General features: G+C 66.3%; 3 protein-coding genes and 1 pseudogene. 3 read left to right on the top strand and 1 reads right to left on the bottom strand.

Annotation, left to right across the window (positions count from 1 at the left end):
- Nucleotides 1-289 precede the first annotated feature (289 nt).
- Nucleotides 290-943 (bottom strand): annotated as a pseudogene (locus EJK15_RS68160) (ABC transporter ATP-binding protein); the annotation flags it as partial.
- A 113-nt stretch (nt 944-1,056) separates the two neighbouring features.
- Between EJK15_RS68160 and EJK15_RS68155 the strand changes: the two are divergent.
- The 3 genes from EJK15_RS68155 to EJK15_RS68145 are packed head-to-tail and all read left to right on the top strand — an operon-like array spanning nt 1,057 to nt 3,455.
- On the top strand, nt 1,057-2,265 hold the full coding sequence (locus EJK15_RS68155) for a sensor histidine kinase (RefSeq protein WP_138720750.1): 1,209 nt from the start codon (nt 1,057-1,059) through the stop codon (nt 2,263-2,265).
- Nucleotides 2,262-2,903, top strand: coding sequence for a response regulator (locus EJK15_RS68150; RefSeq protein WP_138720749.1), 642 nt, complete (start codon nt 2,262-2,264; stop codon nt 2,901-2,903). Before EJK15_RS68155 ends, EJK15_RS68150 begins: the two co-directional genes overlap by 4 nt.
- Nucleotides 2,904-2,957: 54 nt before the next feature.
- Nucleotides 2,958-3,455, top strand: coding sequence for a DUF402 domain-containing protein (locus EJK15_RS68145; protein WP_138720748.1), 498 nt, complete (start codon nt 2,958-2,960; stop codon nt 3,453-3,455).
- Nucleotides 3,456-3,743 lie beyond the last annotated feature (288 nt).

Genomic DNA, 3,743 nt, shown 5'->3' with positions numbered 1-3,743 from the left:
TGTCTGCGAAGACAGGTTCCAGAGCGTGCCGCTGAGGAAGCACGGCACGGTGGGTCTGCTGTCCTGCGTGAAACGTAGCCATCAAGGATGCACCTCCTTGCCGGTGATGGCTCGGGCTGGTCAAACAAGGCCCACCCGCCCACGGCGCACAGCCGTCCACGGCGGGCAAGCCCGGCCTTCAGGCCGGGGAGCGTTAGACGCTGGATGTTCGGCGTCGATAAGTTGATCGGGCGGCTCCGTACTGGACGCTGTCGGCTGTCAGGGCGATGTAGGCGTCTTCAAGCGTTGGGTACCGTGCGGTCAGCTCGGCGACGGTGGCTTCGATGATCAGCTTGCCGCGGCCGACGATGATGATGCGCTCGGCGGTGAGGGCCATTTCGCTCATCAGGTGGCTGGAGAGGAGGATCGTCCTGCCCTCGGCGGCCAGTGTGCGCATGAGGTCGCGGATCCAGCGCACCCCGTCGGGGTCCAGGCCGTTGACCGGCTCGTCGAACATGAGCACGCCGGGGTCGCCGAGCAGTGCGGCGGCGATCCCTAACCGCTGTTTCATGCCGAGCGAGAAGCCGCCCACGCGCTTGCGCGCGACGCCTGACAGTCCGACCTGCTCCAGCACCTTGGCCACCCGCGTGGGGCTGATGCCGTTGGTGCGGGCCAGGGCGAGCAAGTGGTTGTAGGCGCTGCGGCCGCCGTGGACGGCGCCCGCGTCCAGCAGCGCGCCCACTTCGTGCATGGGCTTGCTGAGCGATGTGTAGTGGCGGCCGTTGACCAGTGCCTGGCCGGAGGTGGGAAGGTCGAGGCCGAGGAGCAGGCGCATCGTGGTGGATTTTCCCGCGCCGTTGGGGCCGAGGAAGCCGGTCACGTGGCCCGGCTCGACCTTGAAGGACAGATCGTCCACGGCGAGTGTGTCGCCGTAGCGCTTGGTGAGGCGTTGGAGTTCGATCACGCCGTAAAGGATGCGGTGCGGAGGGTGGGCGGCGCGTCGGACCAGGGTTCGAATTTTGAGGTCAGACCGTGGGTTGACGTGGAGAGGCAGGGGCAGCGGGTACGGTTCAACGCGTGGACGACACCCACCCCTTCTTCGCCAGGCGCCTGAGCCGTAGCCAGCTGATCTTGCTTGATCTGGTGGCGGGAATGGTCGTCGCCTTCGTGTTCTTCACATCAGCGGTCAACGCGACCGGGCTGCCGCCTTGGGTGAGGATCGCCCTCCCGTTCGGGTTGAGCTTGCCGCTGGCTCTGCGGAGAGTGTGGCCGCTGCCCGTCTTCTTGGTCACGCTGGTGCTCGCCATCTTCGCCGGGGTGATCGGCTCCGTCGAGTTTCCTTACTTCGCACCTGCGTACGCGCTCTACGTGGTCGCCTTGACCGACAGGGCCGGTGCCGCGCTGCCGGCATCGGCCATAGGAACGTTGAGTCTGGTCACCATCTTGGGACTGGCCGTGGCAGGTACGCCGCAACAGGGCGCTCCCGGGTGGATGTTGCACCTCGATCAGCCGCTTATGGGAATCGCGGCGCTGGGCAGCGCCTGGACGATCGGGCGGGCCGTGTACGAGCGAAGGCTGTACGCGGCGCGTGATGCCGAGCGGCTGGCGGCGCAGGCGGTGACGGAGGAGCGGTTACGCCTGGCCCGTGAACTGCACGACGTGGTCACGCACAGCGTTGGGCTGATCGCGGTCAAGGCGGGCGTCGCCAACCATGTGATGGCGACGAGGCCGGAGGAGGCGCACGATGCTCTGCGCGTGATCGAGACCGTGAGCCGAAGCGCGCTGGTCGAGATGCGCCATCTGCTCGGCGTGCTGAGGTCTGCCGAGGTGCCCGACCTCGTGCCCGCGCCCGGGCTCACGGGGCTGGAGGGCTTGGTGCAGCAGGCTCGATTGGCGGGGGTGGAGGTGCAGTTCAAGCTCCGGATCGGAGAGGGAGAGGGAGACGGCGGCGGGTCTCAAGAACGTGGGGCTTCCGGGGGGTTGTGGTTGCCTGAAGGTGTGGAATTGTCGGTTTATCGCATCGTGCAGGAGGCGCTCACCAACGTCGTGAAACATGCCTCGCCTGCTCGTTGCCGCGTGTCCGTTACCGCTGATGGGAGGGAGGTACGGATCGAGGTGACCGATGACGGCTCAGGGAGGCGCACGTTGCCTTCGGGTGGGGCCGGACATGGCCTGATCGGGATGCGGGAGCGGGTCATGATGTACGGCGGGGTGTTCGAGGCTGGAAGCCTTCCTGGGCGGGGGTTTCGTGTCTTCGCGCGGTTGCCCTTCGGGGAGGTTTCGTGATCAGGGTGGTCGTCGCCGACGATCAGGCATTGCTCAGGGGGAGTTTCAAGCTGCTGGTCGACTCGGAGCCCGATCTGACCGTGGTGGGCGAGGCGGCGACCGGGGTGGAAGCCGTGTCCGTTGCGCTGGAGCAGCGGCCGGACGTCGTGCTGATGGACGTGCGCATGCCCGAGATGGATGGGATTGAGGCTACTCGGCGGATAAGGGATGTTTCTCGGGTGCTCGTTGTGACCATGTTCGACCTGGACGTCTATGTGTATGACGCGCTGAGGGCGGGGGCCAGTGGGTTCTTGCTCAAGGACACGCCGCCTGCCGATTTGCTGAGCGCCATTCGGGTGGTCGCGGGTGGGGAGGCGTTGCTGGCTCCTACGGTTACGCGCAGGTTGATCGAGCAGTTCACGCGTACTCCCGTTGTGCCGCGGGTGCGAGGGCTGGACGGGGTGACGGACCGGGAGAGTGAAGTGCTGACGCTGATCGCGCGAGGGCTGTCCAACGGTGAGATAGCCGATTACCTTCAGGTGAGTATGGCGACGGTGAAGACGCATATCACCCGATTGCTGGCCAAGCTGGAGGCCCGGGATCGGGCGCAGCTCGTCATCACCGCGTATGAGAGTGGGCTTGTTTCTGCTGCGGGTTGACGTGGAGGGGCGGATTCCCGTCCGATGTAGTTGAGGGTGGCTAGGGATCATTGTATGAGCGACGTGCGGATTGTGTATCGGAAGTACGGCGGGGCGCTGCACTGGAATCATCCCGGCCGGATCCTCGGTGAGGACGAGCACGGCGTCTGGGTGGGAGTGCCTGGTGGGACGGTTGCTCGCAAAGGGGAAGGGCCGCCTGTCACGTGGAAGACGGCCGTGATCATGTTGTTTCCCCGGGATGCCTGGTGGACGGCTTCGTTCGACTCGCTGCCGAAACGGAGTGAGGTCTACGTCGACGTCACCACTGTTCCGGAGTGGCGGGATGGTGAGGTGACCATGCTGGATCTCGATCTCGACGTCATCCGGATGCGGGATGGGCGGCTCATCCTCGATGACGAGGACGAGTTCGCCGAGCATCAGGTGCTGCTCGGTTATCCGCCCGAGTTGATCGCGCAGGCGGAGGGCACTGCGCGGTGGCTGCTCGATGCGGTCGGGGAGAGGAAAGGGCCGTTCGGGGGTGCGCACCTGGAATGGCTGGCGATGGTGACCTAGCTGGGTGCGTACCCCCGCGGACCGCGTTTTCGGGGTTTCTGTGGCGGCGGTTGATGGGAGCGGTTGGTGCCGCGATCGGGGATGTGCCGGCGTCGGTCCTCGCTGTCCTGGGCGGGTTGCCCTCCGCTTTCGGATCAGGTGATGTGGCGGAGGGCCTCGGAGAGTGCGGTCAGGCGTTCGCGGGAGGCCAGGCCCGCGTGGTACAGGTGGAATTCCGCCGCTCCCGCCTTGGCGTACGTCCTGAGGTAGTCGGCCAGGGTGGCGGCGTCGGCTGGGCGGGGCGGGAGG

This window comes from Nonomuraea basaltis (assembly GCF_005893125.1).
GTDB lineage: Bacteria > Actinomycetota > Actinomycetes > Streptosporangiales > Streptosporangiaceae > Nonomuraea > Nonomuraea basaltis.
Note: the sequence above shows the minus strand (reverse complement) of the source record. Positions and strands in the feature narration are given on the sequence as shown.